16 protein-coding genes and 2 pseudogenes are annotated in these 17,008 nt (G+C 28.0%); 12 read left to right on the plus strand and 6 right to left on the minus strand.

Features of this window, described 5'->3' with window-relative positions:
• Positions 1-64: 64 nt before the first annotated feature.
• Positions 65-2,157: pseudogene (locus tag JJC03_RS10895) on the plus strand (outer membrane beta-barrel protein).
• A gap of 160 nt (positions 2,158-2,317) precedes the next feature.
• Here JJC03_RS10895 and JJC03_RS10900 read toward each other — a convergent pair.
• Complete coding sequence (locus tag JJC03_RS10900; protein WP_088400731.1) at positions 2,318-2,722, minus strand: DUF2721 domain-containing protein; 405 nt, start codon at positions 2,720-2,722, stop codon at positions 2,318-2,320.
• A 466-nt stretch (positions 2,723-3,188) separates the two neighbouring features.
• A complete protein-coding gene (locus JJC03_RS10905) occupies positions 3,189-4,112 on the minus strand; it encodes a LysR family transcriptional regulator (protein WP_088400733.1) in 924 nt (307 codons plus the stop codon).
• A gap of 87 nt (positions 4,113-4,199) precedes the next feature.
• On the opposite strand from JJC03_RS10905, the gene JJC03_RS10910 reads away from it, so the two are divergent.
• From JJC03_RS10910 to JJC03_RS10940, 7 genes and pseudogenes are all read left to right on the plus strand, one after another.
• Complete coding sequence (locus JJC03_RS10910; RefSeq protein WP_165624128.1) at positions 4,200-4,367, plus strand: hypothetical protein; 168 nt, start codon at positions 4,200-4,202, stop codon at positions 4,365-4,367.
• 7 nt (positions 4,368-4,374) lie between these two features.
• Positions 4,375-4,656 carry a hypothetical protein gene (locus tag JJC03_RS10915; protein WP_088400735.1) on the plus strand — a complete coding sequence of 94 codons (282 nt, stop codon included), beginning with the start codon at positions 4,375-4,377 and terminating at the stop codon, positions 4,654-4,656.
• Positions 4,646-5,500, plus strand: a complete 855-nt coding sequence (locus JJC03_RS10920) for a DUF6671 family protein (RefSeq protein ID WP_103715260.1) — start codon at positions 4,646-4,648, stop codon at positions 5,498-5,500. Before JJC03_RS10915 ends, JJC03_RS10920 begins: the two co-directional genes overlap by 11 nt.
• 2 nt (positions 5,501-5,502) lie before the next feature.
• Positions 5,503-6,456, plus strand: coding sequence for an L-threonylcarbamoyladenylate synthase (locus JJC03_RS10925; RefSeq protein ID WP_235873327.1), 954 nt, complete (start codon positions 5,503-5,505; stop codon positions 6,454-6,456).
• A pseudogene (locus JJC03_RS10930) lies at positions 6,453-7,405 on the plus strand (sodium-dependent bicarbonate transport family permease). Before JJC03_RS10925 ends, JJC03_RS10930 begins: the two are co-directional and overlap by 4 nt.
• Before the next feature lie 357 nt (positions 7,406-7,762).
• Positions 7,763-8,194, plus strand: a complete 432-nt coding sequence (locus JJC03_RS10935) for a cold-shock protein (RefSeq protein WP_088444686.1) — start codon at positions 7,763-7,765, stop codon at positions 8,192-8,194.
• 14 nt (positions 8,195-8,208) lie between these two features.
• Positions 8,209-8,397 carry a cold-shock protein gene (locus JJC03_RS10940; RefSeq protein ID WP_088400743.1) on the plus strand — a complete coding sequence of 63 codons (189 nt, stop codon included), beginning with the start codon at positions 8,209-8,211 and terminating at the stop codon, positions 8,395-8,397.
• 41 nt (positions 8,398-8,438) lie between these two features.
• On the opposite strand, the gene htpG is transcribed toward JJC03_RS10940, so the two are convergent.
• Positions 8,439-10,322 carry a molecular chaperone HtpG gene (htpG, locus tag JJC03_RS10945; protein ID WP_088400745.1) on the minus strand — a complete coding sequence of 628 codons (1,884 nt, stop codon included), beginning with the start codon at positions 10,320-10,322 and terminating at the stop codon, positions 8,439-8,441.
• Between the two features lie 161 nt (positions 10,323-10,483).
• Here htpG and JJC03_RS10950 point away from each other — a divergent pair, with 161 nt between their 5' ends.
• Together JJC03_RS10950 and JJC03_RS10955 are read left to right on the plus strand one after the other, a co-directional pair.
• Positions 10,484-10,960, plus strand: coding sequence for a hypothetical protein (locus JJC03_RS10950; protein WP_088444687.1), 477 nt, complete (start codon positions 10,484-10,486; stop codon positions 10,958-10,960).
• 14 nt (positions 10,961-10,974) lie between these two features.
• Positions 10,975-11,667, plus strand: a complete 693-nt coding sequence (locus JJC03_RS10955) for a YiaD family glycine zipper/OmpA-like lipoprotein (RefSeq protein WP_088444688.1) — start codon at positions 10,975-10,977, stop codon at positions 11,665-11,667.
• A gap of 38 nt (positions 11,668-11,705) precedes the next feature.
• On the opposite strand, the gene JJC03_RS10960 is transcribed toward JJC03_RS10955, so the two are convergent.
• Together JJC03_RS10960 and JJC03_RS10965 are read right to left on the minus strand one after the other, a co-directional pair.
• Positions 11,706-12,851: a hypothetical protein gene (locus tag JJC03_RS10960; protein ID WP_088444689.1), complete on the minus strand. Its 1,146-nt coding sequence runs from the start codon at positions 12,849-12,851 to the stop codon at positions 11,706-11,708.
• A 95-nt stretch (positions 12,852-12,946) separates the two neighbouring features.
• Positions 12,947-13,804 (minus strand): helix-turn-helix domain-containing protein, encoded by an 858-nt coding sequence (locus JJC03_RS10965; protein ID WP_235873328.1) that lies wholly within the window; start codon positions 13,802-13,804, stop codon positions 12,947-12,949.
• Positions 13,805-13,956: 152 nt separating this feature from the next.
• Between JJC03_RS10965 and JJC03_RS10970 the strand changes: the two genes are divergently transcribed.
• Entirely contained in the window at positions 13,957-14,895 is a 939-nt protein-coding gene (locus JJC03_RS10970) for an ABC transporter ATP-binding protein (protein WP_088400755.1), read from the plus strand.
• Here JJC03_RS10970 and JJC03_RS10975 read toward each other — a convergent pair.
• Complete coding sequence (locus JJC03_RS10975; RefSeq protein ID WP_235873329.1) at positions 14,888-15,661, minus strand: sulfite exporter TauE/SafE family protein; 774 nt, start codon at positions 15,659-15,661, stop codon at positions 14,888-14,890. The genes JJC03_RS10970 and JJC03_RS10975 overlap by 8 nt on opposite strands.
• A 232-nt stretch (positions 15,662-15,893) precedes the next feature.
• On the opposite strand from JJC03_RS10975, the gene JJC03_RS10980 reads away from it, so the two are divergent.
• A complete protein-coding gene (locus JJC03_RS10980; RefSeq protein WP_088400759.1) occupies positions 15,894-16,901 on the plus strand; it encodes a 3-oxoacyl-ACP synthase III family protein in 1,008 nt (335 codons plus the stop codon).
• Positions 16,902-17,008: the final 107 nt, after the last annotated feature.

The raw sequence follows: 17,008 nt of genomic DNA on the forward strand, positions 1-17,008 counted from the left end.
AAAAAGTCTATTAGTGTAAATGATTTTTATAATACATGAAAAAACTTAAAATTTCTATTTTCTTATTATCTTTTTATCTATTGTAACTAATGCACAAGAAAATAAAGGAAAAACAAATGAACTGAAAGAGGTTGCAATTGTTAAAGAAAAAAAAGCAATTGAGCAGAAAGCGGATCGTACTATTTTTGAATTTGCAAACCAAGCACATTTAAATTCAGGTTCTGTTTTAGAAGGAATGAAAAAGCTTCCGGGGCTAGTTGCTTCCGATGTAGCAGGTATGATGTATCAAGGAAAACAATTAGATGTATTTTTAGATGGAAGACCGCTTAATATTTCCACAAATGAATTAAATGCTTTCTTAGAAGGATTACCCGCTAATTCAGTTGAGAAAATAGAAGTTATAACAAATCCTGGAGCTGAATTTCCAGCTACTTCTGGTGGAGCAATCCTAAATATTGTTACAAATAAAAAAGCAAAGAATTATTTAACAGCGACCTATACTAACAGCAGTAATTTTACTTCTTATGATAAAAATCGTTGGCGCACCAATAATAGCATACTTTTAAGTTCAAAAAATAAATTTTTTGGATGGCAGTTAAATTTGGGTCAAAACTATGCAGAACGAGGAATGTGGTCTGAAGTATTTAAGAATGAAGGTAATTCATCTATATTATTAAATTCTAGTAATGCAGATCGTGTTTTGAGGACACTTTTTGCAAAAACAGGAATTACATTTGATATAGGTAAAAATAGATTATTGCTTAATTATGATATTTATTCCAATAATAATACCAGTACAACAGATGCTATAGGATTATTGCCTAATTCTACGTTTTTTTCTACCATAGATGACAGTAAAACTCTAACATTACGTCAAGATGCAGTAGCTACTTATCAAATGAGGTTTGATGATTCTAGCAAAAAACTAGATTTTAAATTCAACTTTAATAGTGTTTCTACAGATTTTGATTTGTTTTCAAGAAACTTAAATTTAAATACATTAAGTAATGGATCTGATCAGCGTCTTTATAATTTTAAAATAGACTATAATCAGCCCATAAAATTATTAGAAGAAGGAAAAATTAGTATAGGGACTTTGTATGAAGAACTCTATTTTAATACATTTAGTAAAAATGTAAATAATTTAGAATATAAAAGAATGACGGCTTCTACTTACGCAGAGTTGCAGACCAAGTATAAAAATTTGAATTTACTCTAGGACTAAGAGGAGAAAATTATGATATTTCAGGAAAAGCAGAGACACAACCTTTAATTCCTTTTAAGCAATATAGACTATTTCCTAATGGAAGTATTCAATATAGTTTAGCTAATAAAATAGTCTTATCAGGAAGTTATAATAAAAAAATAACATTACCGAGTACATCTGCACTTAATCCAAATAATACTAATTATCAAAACCCAAATGTAGGATATTTAGGAAATCCACAGTTACAACCTACACTTTTTAATAATTATGAATTTAAATTATCAGTTTTTGAATATGCTTTTATAGGATATAACATAAGTGAAGGATTAAATCAAGTGGCGCAACGAATGTATTTGAATGGAAATAAAATGGTGAATACTAATGAAAATATTTCTTCAATGAAGATTCATACTTTTAATTTAGGTTTACCTATTCCTTACATGTTGTTTACAAAAGGGTTAAAAGAAACAGCTAAATTCAATTTTAATCCAGATAAAATTAATTTTATGTTTGTTTATGCAGGTAGACAAAAACATGAAATTTCAGGGGTTGATACTAAAGCATTTTGGATTTTTAATATTATGTCGCAAGTTGTATTACCAGGTGACATTAAATGGGTTACAAATTATAGCCATATAACAAAAGGAGGAAATTATTTTTATTTTGTGGCACAAAGACCATTTAATCATAGTTTAGATATGACTTTTTCTAAGAAGTTTTTATCTAACCATTTAACGGTTTCTATAAATGTAGACGACTTATTTAATTTTAACAAAGCATCATTTAATTCTTTAAATACACCACTTTATATGTCTAATAAAAATGATACTCGTAGAGTTGGATTTACCTTAAATTATAAAATCCCAACTAAGAATAAAATGGCAAAAGAGGATCCTAATATGTTAAACAAAGAAAAGAAAGAGGATAATGGGAATATAATAGGGAATTAAATTAATATAAATAGTAGATTCCCATTTAAATAATTAATGTTTAATGCCCCAAATAGTTAGTATTTGGGGCATTTTTATTAAAGTTAATTACGATTTAAAAAGTGTAATTTTTTTATCTTGATAAACGTATTGAAAAAAAATAATTTTATAAAAGTAAAAATTAATTCTTTTTTGAAAATTCTTCTAAATCACTTAAATGAACTCTTAGTGCATGAACTGAAATACTGATTTCCCAAAAAGAAGTTCCTAAAGATACTAGAAGACTAAATAAACTAAATCCGAAAAGATAAATAGCAATATATTGTAAATTAAAAAATAATAAAAGCATCGAAAAGACGGATAGAAATAAGCAAAGGACACCCATTAACTGCATAAAACGGATCAAGGTTAGTCGGTTATTTAAGTTTTGAATTTCAAGAATAATAGATTTATTATGAACCTCTTCATAATTTTTTTTTAAACTTCTAATAATTTGAGCAATGGTTAAAAATCGATTAGTATAGGCTAATAAAATTAATGAACTAGCTGAAAATAATAATGCAGGTGTTTCAATTGATAGGGTCATGTTAATTTTTTGTTTACTGTTTAAAATGGTTTAAAAAGTTCTATATAGCCAGTTTATTTTATAGGCTACAATAAAAAATAGAGTCTACTTTCTTAATATTAATAACATTTTTAAACAAGTTTTTTTTCTAACTATTTGGTATATATGTACTTTTTAAGTAAAAAATGTAGTAATTATATTTTGTAATCACTAAGATGTTGATGTTTTAACTTGTCTTTAGATCTTAAAATTACTTTTGATACTTTAATGATATCAATTTAAGAAACTTCATTTTGTCTTAGAATAGACTCTGTCAAAGTTATTAAAAAAATACTTCATGATTACACTCACTTTTCTTTAGAGATCAGTTTTATATTGTTTTAAAAATATAACCCTATGTTTTATAATTATACAGATTATAATGAGAGAATTTTAAAAGATTGATGTAAAATGATATAAAAAATATTGTTTTCTAGAATACACTTATTTAAATAGATTCGTACCAATTAAATTTTTTTTCAATAATATTATGTTTTTCACTTTTTAGATGTTCTAAATAAGCTAATGCAGAAGGGCTATGTTTTTTTCCTTTTAACCAAATTAAGCTCCAATTAGTTTTTATAGGGAGTCCTTTCACAGAGATAATTTTTAAATTATTATTTTGTATTTCTTTTTGAATACCAATTAAAGGCATGATTGAATATCCTAGTCCAGCTAAAAGAGCTTGTTTTACAGCTTCATTAGAAGTTAATTCAAATTTTTTGGCAACATTAATATTGTTGTTTTTAATAAATTGTTCCATTGTTTGACGTGTTCCAGAACCATTTTCTCTAAAAATTAATGGAAATTTATTAAAGATTTCTTCTGCCGTAATTTGTTGGTCAATATCATTGTCATTATTTCCAACTAAATAAAGTTTATTCTGCATTAAATCAATCTTTTCTATTTTTAAATTTTCAGGTAGTATAGAAACTAATGCAAAATCTATTTCATTGCTTATTAGACTTTTAATTACCTTATTCTTATTAGTAACATCCATTTCAAGTTCTACTCCCATATTTTCTTTTAAGAAATTAGATAAAAAATAAGGCATCACATATTTGCCTGTAGATACTACGGAAACTTTTATCTTTCCATATAATTGCCCTTTGTAAGCTAAACTACGATGGTTTATGGCGTTTACTTGTTCTAAAATTTGTTCAGCAGATTTTGCTATTTCTTTTCCAAAATCAGTTACATAAATTTTTCTTCCAATTACTTCAGTAAGAGGAATATCAAATTGATCTTGGAAATTTTTTAGTTGTATTGATACGGCTGGTTGTGTTAAATGTAATTCTTCAGAAGCTTTTGTAACACTTTGTAATTGAACTATTTTTAAAAAAATGCTTAATTGGTTTAAAGTATAATTCATAAAAATATTTTATGTGTTTTATAACAAATATAAATAAAAATATATAAATAAAAGTTCTGAAATTTGTCTTGTGTAAAAAAGTTTAGTATGAATTCAAAATATTATCAATTAGCACTTGGATTTTTTGTTGTATTAGAAATTTTTTTAATGGTAAATATTTACCTAATAGCAGATTTTCTTATTCAGCAATTATTTATAGGTCTTTTCATCTTTTTTTTAGTCTTAATTATTCGTTTAATTTCTAATAAAAAATAAATTAATTATGAAAACAATGATAAAAAGAATTAACGTAATTAATGATCAATTTACAGTAAATGAAGCAAAAGAAGTTTTATTAGATTATATAAGTAAAAGCATAAAACGAAATAAAATTGAAAACTTTAGTTCACAAATTCGATTGGGAATTGATGACGAAAAAGCTTTAAATAGAATTGAACATTTAAAAGCACAATTAGATAGTTTAAGCACATTTTTAAAAGAAGCACAGTTAAATAATAAAACCCTTAAGATAAAATCTTTTATAGAAATTCAATATGTTGATTAATCAAGATTATTTTAAAAGTAGAAAATTGTTAGTTGTTTCTAAGCATAAGAAAGAACAAGTTATAGCTCCCATAGTTGAAAAAGAATTAGGAGTTACAGTTTTTACTTCTCAACTTTTTGATACTGATTCTTTAGGAACATTTACAGGAGAAATAAATAGACAAAATAGTGCTCTGAATACAGTTAGGAAAAAGTGCGTAGAAGCTATGAAATTAGAAGGTTATGATTTAGCTATTGCTACGGAAGGATCTTTTGGTAATCATCCCAATATATTTTATGCTTGCGCAAATGAAGAAATTATAATGTTAAAGGATTTAAAAAATAATATTGAAATAGTAGAAAAGGTCTTAAGTTTTGTTACCAATTTTGGTTCTGCTAGAGTTAATAATAAATCTGAACTTAAAAATTTCTTACATAGAGTAGATTTTCCAACACATCGCATTATTTTAAAAGCAGCTGAAAAGGATTTTAAAAATATGGTTAAAGGAATTAATAATAGAAAAGAATTAATGAGTCATTTTTATAATTTTCTACCTATAAATGGTTATTGTTTTATAGAAACAGATATGCGAGCTTGTTATAATCCTAAAAGGATGAAAGTAATAGAAGAAGCGACATTAAAATTGATTAATAAAATAAAAAATGTTTGTCCAATATGTTCCTTCCCTGGTTATGGAATTGTAGATTTAGCCAAAGGTTTACCTTGTGGTTGGTGTAAAAGTCCGACAGATTCCATTCTTTATTATGTTTATAAATGTGCTAATTGTCATTATCGACAGAAAATTATGTATCCAAAAGGGACTAAAGAAGAAGATCCAATGTATTGTAATAAATGTAATCCATAATAATGATAACACAAGATATAAATAGAGTAATTAAAATATTAGAAAACCAAGGTGTAATAGGTTTACCTACTGAAACGGTATATGGATTAGGAGGATCCCTTTTTTCTGATAAAGCTATTCGTGAAATTTATTCAATAAAAAATAGACCTTTTGAAAATCCCTTAATTGTACATATCTCTAATAAAGATAGGATAGTAGAATTAGTTACATTAATTCCTGATGAAATTCAGGTTTTGATAAATGCTTTTTCTCCTGGACCTATTACTTTTTTATTACCCAAAAACCATAAAGTTTCTTCTCTAGTTACAGCAGGAAAATCGAATGTAGCAATTAGAATACCTTCTCATCCATTAGCTCAAGAACTGCTTACTAAATTAGATTTTCCTTTAGTAGCACCTAGTGCTAATCCGTTTCAGCGAGTTAGTCCTGTAACAGCACAACAAGTAGAAAATTATTTTTCAAATGAAAAAGTAGTAGTGCTGGACGGAGGGTTAGCCAGTTGTGGTATTGAGTCAACAATAGTAGGTTATGAAAAAGGAAAGGTTGTCTTGTTTAGAGAAGGATATATTACATTAAAAAAAATTGAAAATGTATTAAATGATTCCATAATAAATAAAACCAAAAGGAAAGAGATTGAAGCTCCAGGAATGTATAAAAGGCACTATGCTCCCTCTTGTCCGCTTATAATAGCACAAGATATAGAAAAAGAAGTTCTAAGGTGGAAAAATAAAAAGATAGGGGTTTTGTTGTTAGAGTCTAAAACAGATGATGAAAAAGATTGTTTTGTAATCAGCTTATCAAAAAAAGGAAATACAAAAGAAGCTCTGTCTAATTTATATAACGCGTTACATATTTTAGAAAATCAAAAAATAGATATCATAATCACTCATTTATTTCCTAATGATGAATATGGTAGTATTATAAATGAAAGATTATTAAAAGCTAGTTACAAATGAATCTAGAATTATTATTTGACAATTTATCAAATCCTGCATTGTTGTTTTTGTACTAGGTTTGATCGCTGTTTTTTTTAAAAGTGACCTTGAAATACCGCAAAATTCATCAAAATTTATATCACTTTATTTATTATTTTCTATAGGTTTTAAAGGAGGGCAGGAATTATCACATAGTCACTTTACACTACAAATAGCTTGGTGTATTTTGTTTGGAATCATAATGGCCATTCTTATTCCTTTGTATACTTTTTTTATTTTAAAAACAAAACTTAATATATATGATTCGGGAGCCATTGCGGCTTCTTACGGTTCTGTTAGTGCAGTGACATTTGTAACAGCAATATCGTTTTTAGAAATGCAAAATATAGCTTATAATGGTTATATGGTAGCTGTAATGGCATTAATGGAAGCTCCTGCTATAATAATAGGAGTATTCTTAGTTAATTATTTTAATTCTCAAAAAAATAAAATAAAATTATTAGATATGCTTAAGCATTCATTTACTAATGGAAGTGTATTATTAATAATAGGTAGTTTAATTATTGGGTTGTTAACTAGTGATAAGCAAGCACTAGGGATTAAACCTTTTACAAATGATTTATTCAAAGGATTTTTAGCAATTTTTTTATTAGATATGGGGATTTCAAGTGGTAAAAAAATTCAATCTTTAATTAATAATGGTTGGTTTACACTCTTGTTTGCTATAGTTATCCCTGTAATTAATGGAACAGTGGTGGCATATCTATCACAGTTTGTGTGTTCTGAAATGGGTAATAGACTTTTAATGTCAGTATTAGCAGCCAGTGCTTCTTATATAGCAGTGCCTGCGGCAGTTAAAATAGCGATACCAAAAGCTAATCCTGGTTTATTTGTTCCTATGGCATTAGCTATAACATTTCCCATAAATATAACGATAGGAATTCCCATTTTTTATTTCATAATTAGTTAATTTATTTGATTAAAAACCTGTCAGATGTCATCCCTGGCAGGTTTTGCTAAATTTAATTAAGCTTATTTTTCTTATAAGTTGTATTTATAAGTAATTCTTTTTATTATAATTACAATAAAAAAAAGTTTGTATAGTTTTATATCGTATCTTTGCACTTTAATTTAAAGGTTACTGCTTTTTGATTTTCTGTTCAAGTAGTTTATAAACTTCCTCAGTGATTACTTTCCAGCTGCCATTTTTTTAAAACCTATTTTTTAATTCATAGTTAGAATCTGTAGTATTTTATTATTATTACTACTGTTGTTTGTTTCTATATGATTAATTTATAGTTAATGATACAAGTAAATCTAAATATATATGGCAGATTCTTATTCTAAAAAAGAAAATAATAAGAAAAAAATAAAAAAACAACAAGATAAAGAGCTTAGAAGAACTGAGCGTAAAGCAAATAATAATAAAGGGAAATCTTTAGAGGAGATGTTTGTTTACGTTGATAAAAATGGAAATTTAACCTCTGTGCCACCTCATTTACAAGTCCTTGAAGTAGAAAAGAATAATGAGAAGACTAATGAAAGCTCAAGTGTAAAAAGAAAAGATTTTTCTACAGGTATTGTTACTTTTATAAAAGATACTGGTTTTGGATTTATTACGGAGGATCAAACTAGGGATAATTTATTATTTCATTTTGAAGGAGGAAATACAAAATTTAAAAAGAATACAAGAGTAAGTTTTAAAAAAGAAACGACTCCTAAAGGTTTCAGAGCCACACATGTCGTAATTATTAATTAAATATAAATATAGAAATGCAAGAAGGTACAGTAAAATTTTTTAATGAAACAAAAGGTTTTGGATTTATTACTTCTAATGATGGACAAGAAATTTTTGTTCACACTACAGGTTTAACACAACGTGTGAGAGAAAATGACGTAGTAGTTTTTGAGGTAGAGCGTACACCTAAAGGACTAGCTGCTATTAACGTGAAAAGAAAATAAGCAAAAATTATAAAAGCCTGATAAAATCAGGCTTTTATGTTTTATTTTAGAGATTCGAAACTTCTTTTTACGAATGAAGTTAATTCTTCACCCTTTAATAGTCCTTGTGATAGTTTAGCAATATCTAAGGCTTGTTTTACTAAATCTTTTTGAATACTCTCATCACTATTTAGGATAGAAGTAGCTAAATCAGAGTTAGTATTTACAACTAAATTGTACATTTCTGGGAAATTCCCCATTCCAAACATACCACCACCGCCAGTTTGACTCATTTCTTTCATACGTCTCATAAACTCTGGTTGCGTAATCATAAAAGGAGCTGAATTGCTATCTAGAGCTTCCATTTGTACTGTATAATTTTCCTTCGGAACAACAGTTTCGATAGTAGCTTTTAATTTGTCTTTTTCTTCATCAGATAATTTAGATATTGTAGTGTCTTCCTTTTGAATTAACTTATCAATATGATCTGCATCTACACGTGCAAAAGTGATATTTTCATTATCAGCTTCTAACTTTTGAATTAAATGTGATACAATAGGTGAGTCTAATAGTAATACCTGGTAGCCTTTTTCTTTTGCAATGTCAATATAACTGTGCTGAGCATCTTTATTAGAAGCATACAGTACAACTAATTTTCCATTTTTGTCAGTCTGTGAGTCTTTTAGAGCTTCTTTTAATTCTGTTAGTGTATAGTATTTGTTATCAGTTGTTGGATATAATACGAAATCACCTGCTTTTTCATAAAATTTAGCTTCAGATAACATTCCATATTCTAAAACAACCTTAATATCGTTCCATTTCTTTTCAAAATCTTCACGATTTTCGTTGAATAATGATTTTAGTTTATCGGAAACTTTACGTGTAATATAGTTTGAAATCTTTTTTACATTACCATCAGCTTGTAAATACGAACGAGATACATTTAATGGAATGTCAGGAGAATCTACCACTCCTTTTAACATCATTAAAAATTCAGGAACAATGCCTTCTACATTATCTGTTACAAATACTTGATTCTGATATAATTGAATTTTGTCTTTTTGGATTTGTAAATCACCTGAAAGTTTAGGGAAATATAAAATACCTGTTAAATTAAATGGATAATCTACATTTAAATGAATATTGAATAAAGGTTCTTCAAAATTCATTGGATATAACTCTCTATAGAAATTTTTATAATCTTCATCAGTTAATTCTGATGGTTGTTTTGTCCAAGCAGGATTCGTATTGTTGATGAAGTTATCAACTTCTATATATTCTGTTTTGTAATCATCAGGAGCATCCTCTGGTTTTGGTAATGCTTCTTGTTTAGTGCCAAACTTAATAGGTATTGGCATAAACTTATTGTACTTTGTCAGTAATTCACGAATTTTGAAGTCTTCTAAAAATTCAATAGAATCATCTGCAATATGGAGAATAATTTCGGTTCCTCTTTCAGTTTTATTATGAGGCTCCAATGTAAACTCAGGACTACCATCGCAAGTCCAATGAGCAGCTGATTCATCTTTAAAAGATTTCGTGATAATTTCTACTTTGTTAGCAACCATGAAAGCAGAATAAAAACCTAAACCAAAATGACCAATTACACCAGAGTCTTTAGCTGAATCTTTGTATTTCTCTAAAAATTCTTCAGCACCAGAAAAGGCAATTTGATTAATGTATTTTTCTACTTCTTCAGCAGTCATACCTAAACCTTGATCAATAATGTGAAGCTTTTTACCTTCTTTGTCAACTTTAACCTCAATTATAGGGTTTCCATATTCTACTTTAGCCTCTCCAATACTAGTTAAGTGTTTTAGTTTTAAAGTAGCATCTGTAGCATTTGAAACCAACTCACGCAAAAAAATTTCGTGGTCGCTATATAAAAACTTTTTGATTAAGGGAAAGATGTTTTCTACTGAAACATTAATTTTTCCTGTTGTCATATGTTGTTGTAATTTAAATTTATTCTTTCAAAACCTTTTCAAATAGAATACCAATTCTTGAAATCTGACAAATTGACGGATTATGTAGTAGATTTTCTACTAAAAAATTATTAAATTGGTACTAAATTTGCCGTCTTGGCAAACGTAAAAATCAAAATAAAATGAAAAAACTAGTTTTAATGGCTGCTGTGTTAGGAGCCATAGTTTCTTGTAAACCTAAACAATCATTAGTTACTACAAGTATAAACAGAAAAACACAGGTATCACTAAAAGGAGATTGGGTAATTAATGGGGTAGAATATGCGGGGTCTGAATATTTTAAGGTAACTTCTTTTGAAATTGCTGATGCAAAATGTTTTGAAGGAAGTGAGTGGCATTTAGTATCTAATAATGATTCAGGTAATGTAGCTTTAAAAAAAGCGGGTTGTCCTACTTATGCTTCTGATATTAAATGGTATGTGACAGATGAAAATCAAATGGTTTTAAAATTTATTAAAGATGGTGAAAAACCAAGAAAAGTTGTATCAGGCTATATTTTGATTGTATCAAATGTAACAGAAAATTCATTTGATCTAACAAATAAAGTACAAGTAGGGAATAGTGCAGGCAAGGTGGTTTATCATTTTAAAAGAAAATAAAAAAATAAAGAAGGATGAAAAAGTTAGCAATCTATACAATGTCAGGAGCTTTTTTAATTAGTGGAATGACAAGTTGTGAGGCAATTAAAAACACAAATAATACGCAAAGAGGAGCAGCTTTAGGAACTGTAGCAGGAGCTGTTTTAGGAGGTGTATTAGGTAATAATGTAGGTAAAGGTGGTAATGGTGCTTTGGGAGCTGTTTTAGGAGGTGTTATTGGTGGTGTAGCAGGAGGAGTTATTGGTAATAAAATGGATAGACAAGCTCGTAAAATTAGTGAATCATTACCAGGAGCACAAGTAGAAAGAGTAGGAGAAGGAATTAAATTGACTTTAGGAGAAAATTCAGTTAATTTTGATTTTAATAAAGCAACTTTAACAGCAAAGGCAAAAGCAAATTTAGATAAATTAGTGCCTGTTTTTAAGGAATATGGAGATACAGATATTAAGATTTATGGATATACTGATAGCAAGGGATCTGATGATTACAATTTAAAATTATCTGATGATCGAGCAAAAGCAGTAAAAAATTATTTAGCCTCTAAAGGTTTAAACGGAAGCCGTTTTATTACCACAGGTATGGGAGAAGCAGATCCATTGGCAACTAATGATACTGATGCAGGTAGGGCTCAAAATCGTCGTGTGGAATTTGCTATTACCGCTAATGACAAGATGATTCAAGATGCTAAAAATGAAGCAGGGAATTAGTAATATGATGAAAAAAGGTGTCTTTAAGACACCTTTTTTTATTGAATTGTAAATTCAGATTTTTTAGTAGAAATAATTTTTTTATTTTCTACATCATATAGGTCTAGAGTTAATTTATGTGTTCCCGTTCTAGTTAACCCTTCCAAAACTTTTGGAACCCATTTTTCATTTAAAAAAGGAGTTTGATTCAAAGTAATTCTGACAATAAACTTTTTTGCATCAAGATTAACTTTAGTAGCTTCTGTTAAAATGTAATCAATTAAAAGTCTTTTTGCGTCTGCTATAGAATAAGAACCTCTAGGACGGCTTGAAAAGATGTCAGTTTGATTACTAATATTTATTCTAGAAGTTTCTTCTCCATTCATAATCATACTTTTTGTTGTAATGATTGCTTCAGAGTTTTTGTATATTTCATGATAAGAACGACCAGCAGCTATTACGATAGTATGTTCTCCATCTGTTAAGTTGTATTTAAAAGGATTACTAGGAACACCTATGTATGGTGTATCATCTATAATTAAATGCAAATGCTGTCCCATTGGAGAAAAAGGAAGGTTAACAGTTGCTTGATCAGGAGTAGAAATTCCTAATTGATAATTATTAAAACTAAAAGAAAATTCTCCAGATTTATAAGTCCATGGCTTTATACTAGGGACATTAGTTGCTTGATAAGTTGTTACATCACTTAATGATAATAATTCAAAAGGGAGTACGATTTTAGGGTCTATATTTTTCTTGAATGAATTAGATAATCTTTTAATAATTGCATCTTTTACATCTAAGTTATTAGGATATACCATAACTGATTTAACTTTTACCGTTTGTTTATCAGAAGCTAATTCAGTTTTTAAAATAATTTTTTCTAATTTTTGATTAGACCATAAGTGAGCTAAATTAGATTTTTTTACATTAATAGTTACTTCTCCATTTGTTGAAATGTAATCGCCTTCTACAGCAAAGTTGTTTGCATAAGATTTGTCAGTAGTGATCCATCGTTGTGCAGTAAACTTTCCGTCTTGTGTAAATGAAATTCTTACTGTATCTTGCTTGTCCCATGTTCCAATAAAATCATTTTGATCTGGGAGAATTACTTCTGGAGAAGGAAGATTATTTTTTTCACAAGATAATAAGCTTAGAATACTAAAGCTACTGAATAATGCAAATTGTAATAGTTTTGATTTCATTTTTAATTATATTTAGTTTAACATATTGAAAACAAAACTACTTATGCTTTAGAAATCATAGAATAGATAAAAAAACATATATATGGATAAAAAAACTAAACTTTAATTTGAAAATCTTCAATATGATTTTGTTTTAAATCGATACGAAAATCTTTAGGGGAAACAAGAGTATGTTGTTTAAAAATACGGCTAAAGTACAAAGGATCTTCAAAACCTAATTGATAAGCAATTTCTTTGACAGTTAAATTAGAATTAAATAATTTACTCTTAGCTAACGCAATAAGTTTTTCATTAATAGCTTTTTGAGTTGTTTTACCTGTTTTAGATTTAACAAGAAGGTTAAGTTCTCGAGTTGTAATATTTAGCTTTTGAGCATAAAAATTAGGCTGATGTTCAGATGTTATATATTTATCCATTAAAATTTTAAAACGATAAATATCCGTATCTAATAAAATATCTTTTTCAGAGGTAATAATTCTTAAGCAAAGTAATAATAAAATACTAATGTAGTTTAATATTAGAAAATAAGTTCCAATAGTGCTGTGTTTTATTTCTTCTTCAATTAAATTAAAATGATGGTTTATTTTGTTGAAATTTTCAATTGAGAGTCGCATAATACGAGTTTGTAATATGTTTTGAAATAGAACTCCTTGACAACCATATTCTTTCGCTTGTATGTCTAAACAAAAATAATTAGGATGGAATAAAAGTAGTTTTCCGGATAAATTTGAGGAAAGTTCTAATTGCTGATAAGGATAGAAAAATAAAATACAATTAAAAGTAATTTCATATTTAACAGATTCAAACAATATAGAGGAAGGAATTTCGTTATCAAAGATGAAAATAGCATAGAAGTTTTTATTCATTATATAATTCCAAAAATCAGTACTGTTAAATTTTATAATCGAAACAAGTGTGTCTTTTTGATTATTTTTGAAATCAATTCTTAGCATTATTTTTTCTGAAAATTATGGTTATTATTTCAAAAAAAGAGGTTTTTAGTATCAATTTTTCTTTTTAAATAATAATTGAATCTTATTATTTATGCTTAAAAATATTTGCTTCTTAGATATTCTTGTTATTTTTGTGACCCTAATTTGACAAAATGCTTCAAGTAAAAAATATTTCATTCGGATATACTACAGATACCCCTATTATAAAGGCTATAGATTTTGAGGTTCAAAAAGGACAGAATATTGCATTAATTGGCGAAAGCGGTTGTGGAAAGAGTACTTTGTTGAAGTTAATTTATGGGTTGTATGATGTAAGTGAAGGAAGTCTTTTTTGGAATGAGACAGCCATTACAGGTCCTAAACAAAACTTAGTTCCAGGAATGCCATTTATGAAATATATGGCACAAGATTTTGGATTGATGCCATATGAAACAGTATCTGAAAGCGTAGGTAAGTTTTTGTCAAATCAATTGCTAGCTATTAAAAGATTACGTATTCAAGAATTATTAGACATAGTGGAAATGGGTGATTTTTCAAGACGTAAAGTAAGTGAACTAAGTGGAGGGCAACAACAGCGTGTAGCTTTAGCTAGAGTTTTAGCTTTAGAGCCTGAAGTATTACTTTTAGATGAACCGTTTAGTCATATTGATAATTTTAGAAAAAATGCGTTAAGACGGAATTTATTTGCCTATTTAAAGTCTAAAGCAATTACTGTAATTGTTGCTACTCATGATAGTACAGATGCTTTAGCTTTTGCTGATGAAACTATTGTATTAAGAGGAGGTGAGTTAGTCGTAAAAGCTCCATCTAAAGAAATTTATACCAATCCTAAAAATAAATATGTGGCTTCTTTATTTGGAGAAGTTAATGAATTAGTTATTAATAGAAATGGATTGTCAGAAACTATATTGTTATATCCACATCAATTAAGAGTCTCAGAGGGAGGACAATTAAAAGCTACAGTTAAACAATGTTACTATAAAGGCGGATATTATTTAATTAAAGCAGCTTTTAATGGACGTCCTATTTTTTTTGAGCATCGTGATATTTTAGAACTACAATTAGATGTAACTCTAGAAGTTATTATATAATCCCTATTATAAGGCTAATGCCATAAATGAATAATAAAAAGGCTACTATTTGTTGAATGAAAACAAGAGTAGTCTTTTTTAGTATTTTGTTACCAAAATACACTCCAATAAAAGCAGATAATGTAGCAACTATAATGAGTTTAAAATCCAATATAGAGAGGTTATGCATGATTTTAGGTATATAAATACTTATTCTTGAAATGTCTATCAAACAAGCTATTGTTACACCTGTTGCAATAAATGATTCTTTACTTAATCCGGCTCGGATTAAAAAAGCACTTCGTAAAGCTCCTTGATGTCCTGAAATTCCTCCAAAAAAACCGCTTAAAATTCCTCCAATACTTAAGTATTTTTTATGAAATTTTAAATCCTTTAATTTCGGGATAAGATCAAATAAAGCAAAGAAAATCAGAAGAAATCCGATCAGTATTTTTAAAGGAGTTATTTTAAATATTTTGCTTCCTAGTATATATTCACATAAACTATTTTGATCTGTTAAAAAATTAAGGAGATAAGCTCCAATAAAAGCAAATACGATTGCAGGGAGTCCAAATTTTATAACTATATTTTTATTAGTATTATTGCCTAATAAGAAGAATTTGAAAATATTATTAAAAAAATGTACAATAGCTGTTAAAGTAATTGCAATTTCAATAGGGAAAAATATTCCAAAAATAGGAAGTAAAATGGTCCCTAATCCAAAGCCAGAAAAGAGTGTTAAGCCAGCCCCCATAAAAGCGATAGTACAAATTATAATATATTCCATGATTTTTGAAAATGTTAAAGTAATAAATACAAAATGCAAAAGCAATTTAGTATAAATATCAAATAAAATTAGTTTTTAAGAAGAAGTTATGAATTAAAATTTAGGAGTTAGAATCTCTCATATTGATTTAATTTTTTTTTAAATTGTTGATTTGTAAAAAAGAGCTCTAAATTTTGTTAATACTGTAAGTTAAGTTAACTTTGTTGGCTGGTTTTTAACTAAAATTTTAAGTATGTATCATTCTAGAATTTCAGGATTAGGTTACTATGTTCCAGAAAATATTGTAACTAATGACGATTTATCTAAAATTATGGATACCAATGATGAGTGGATCCAAGAAAGAACAGGAATCAAAAGAAGACGCCATGTAAATAATCCTGAAGAGACAACAACCTCAATGGGGGTAAAAGCAGCTGAGATAGCAATAGAAAGAGCAGGTATTAGTAAAGATGATATTGATTTTTTAATTTTTGCTACTTTAAGTCCTGATTATTATTTTCCAGGCCCAGGGGTATTAGTACAACGTGATCTAGGTCTAAAAACCATTGGTGCACTAGATGTTCGTAATCAGTGTTCTGGTTTTGTGTACGCGATTTCTATAGCAGATCAATATATCAAAACAGGGATGTATAAAAATGTGTTAGTTATTGGTTCAGAAGTTCATTCTAGAGGATTAGACATGACTACACGTGGACGTGGAGTATCTGTAATTTTTGGAGATGGCGCAGGGGCAGCAATCCTAACACGTGAAGAAGATTTATCAAAAGGTATTTTATCTACTCATTTACATTCTGAGGGACAGTATGCAGAAGAATTAGCTCTTATCGCACCTGGTATGGGTAAACGTTGGGTAACAGATATAATTGCGGATAATAATCCAAATGATGAAAGTTATTTCCCTTATATGAATGGACAATTTGTATTTAAAAATGCAGTAGTTCGTTTTAGTGAGGTAATTATGGAAGGATTAAAGACTAATAATTTAGAAATATCAGATATAGATATGCTTATTCCTCACCAAGCTAATTTACGTATTTCTCAGTTTATCCAGCAAAAATTCCAATTGAGGGATGATCAAGTCTATAATAATATTATGGAATATGGGAACACTACAGCAGCATCTATTCCTATTGCTCTAACTGAAGCTTGGGAACAAGGTAGGATAAAAGAAGGAGATACAGTAGTATTAGCAGCTTTTGGTTCAGGTTTTACTTGGGGAAGTGTTATTATAAAATGGTAATCTTTAAATATAATGAGACTGGTTCTAAATAATCAATACAGATTATTAAACAGAAATAGATAAATTAAACAGCATCAAAAACGTTTTTGATGCTGTTTTTATTTTTA

Source organism: Flavobacterium oreochromis, from assembly GCF_019565455.1.
GTDB lineage: Bacteria > Bacteroidota > Bacteroidia > Flavobacteriales > Flavobacteriaceae > Flavobacterium > Flavobacterium oreochromis.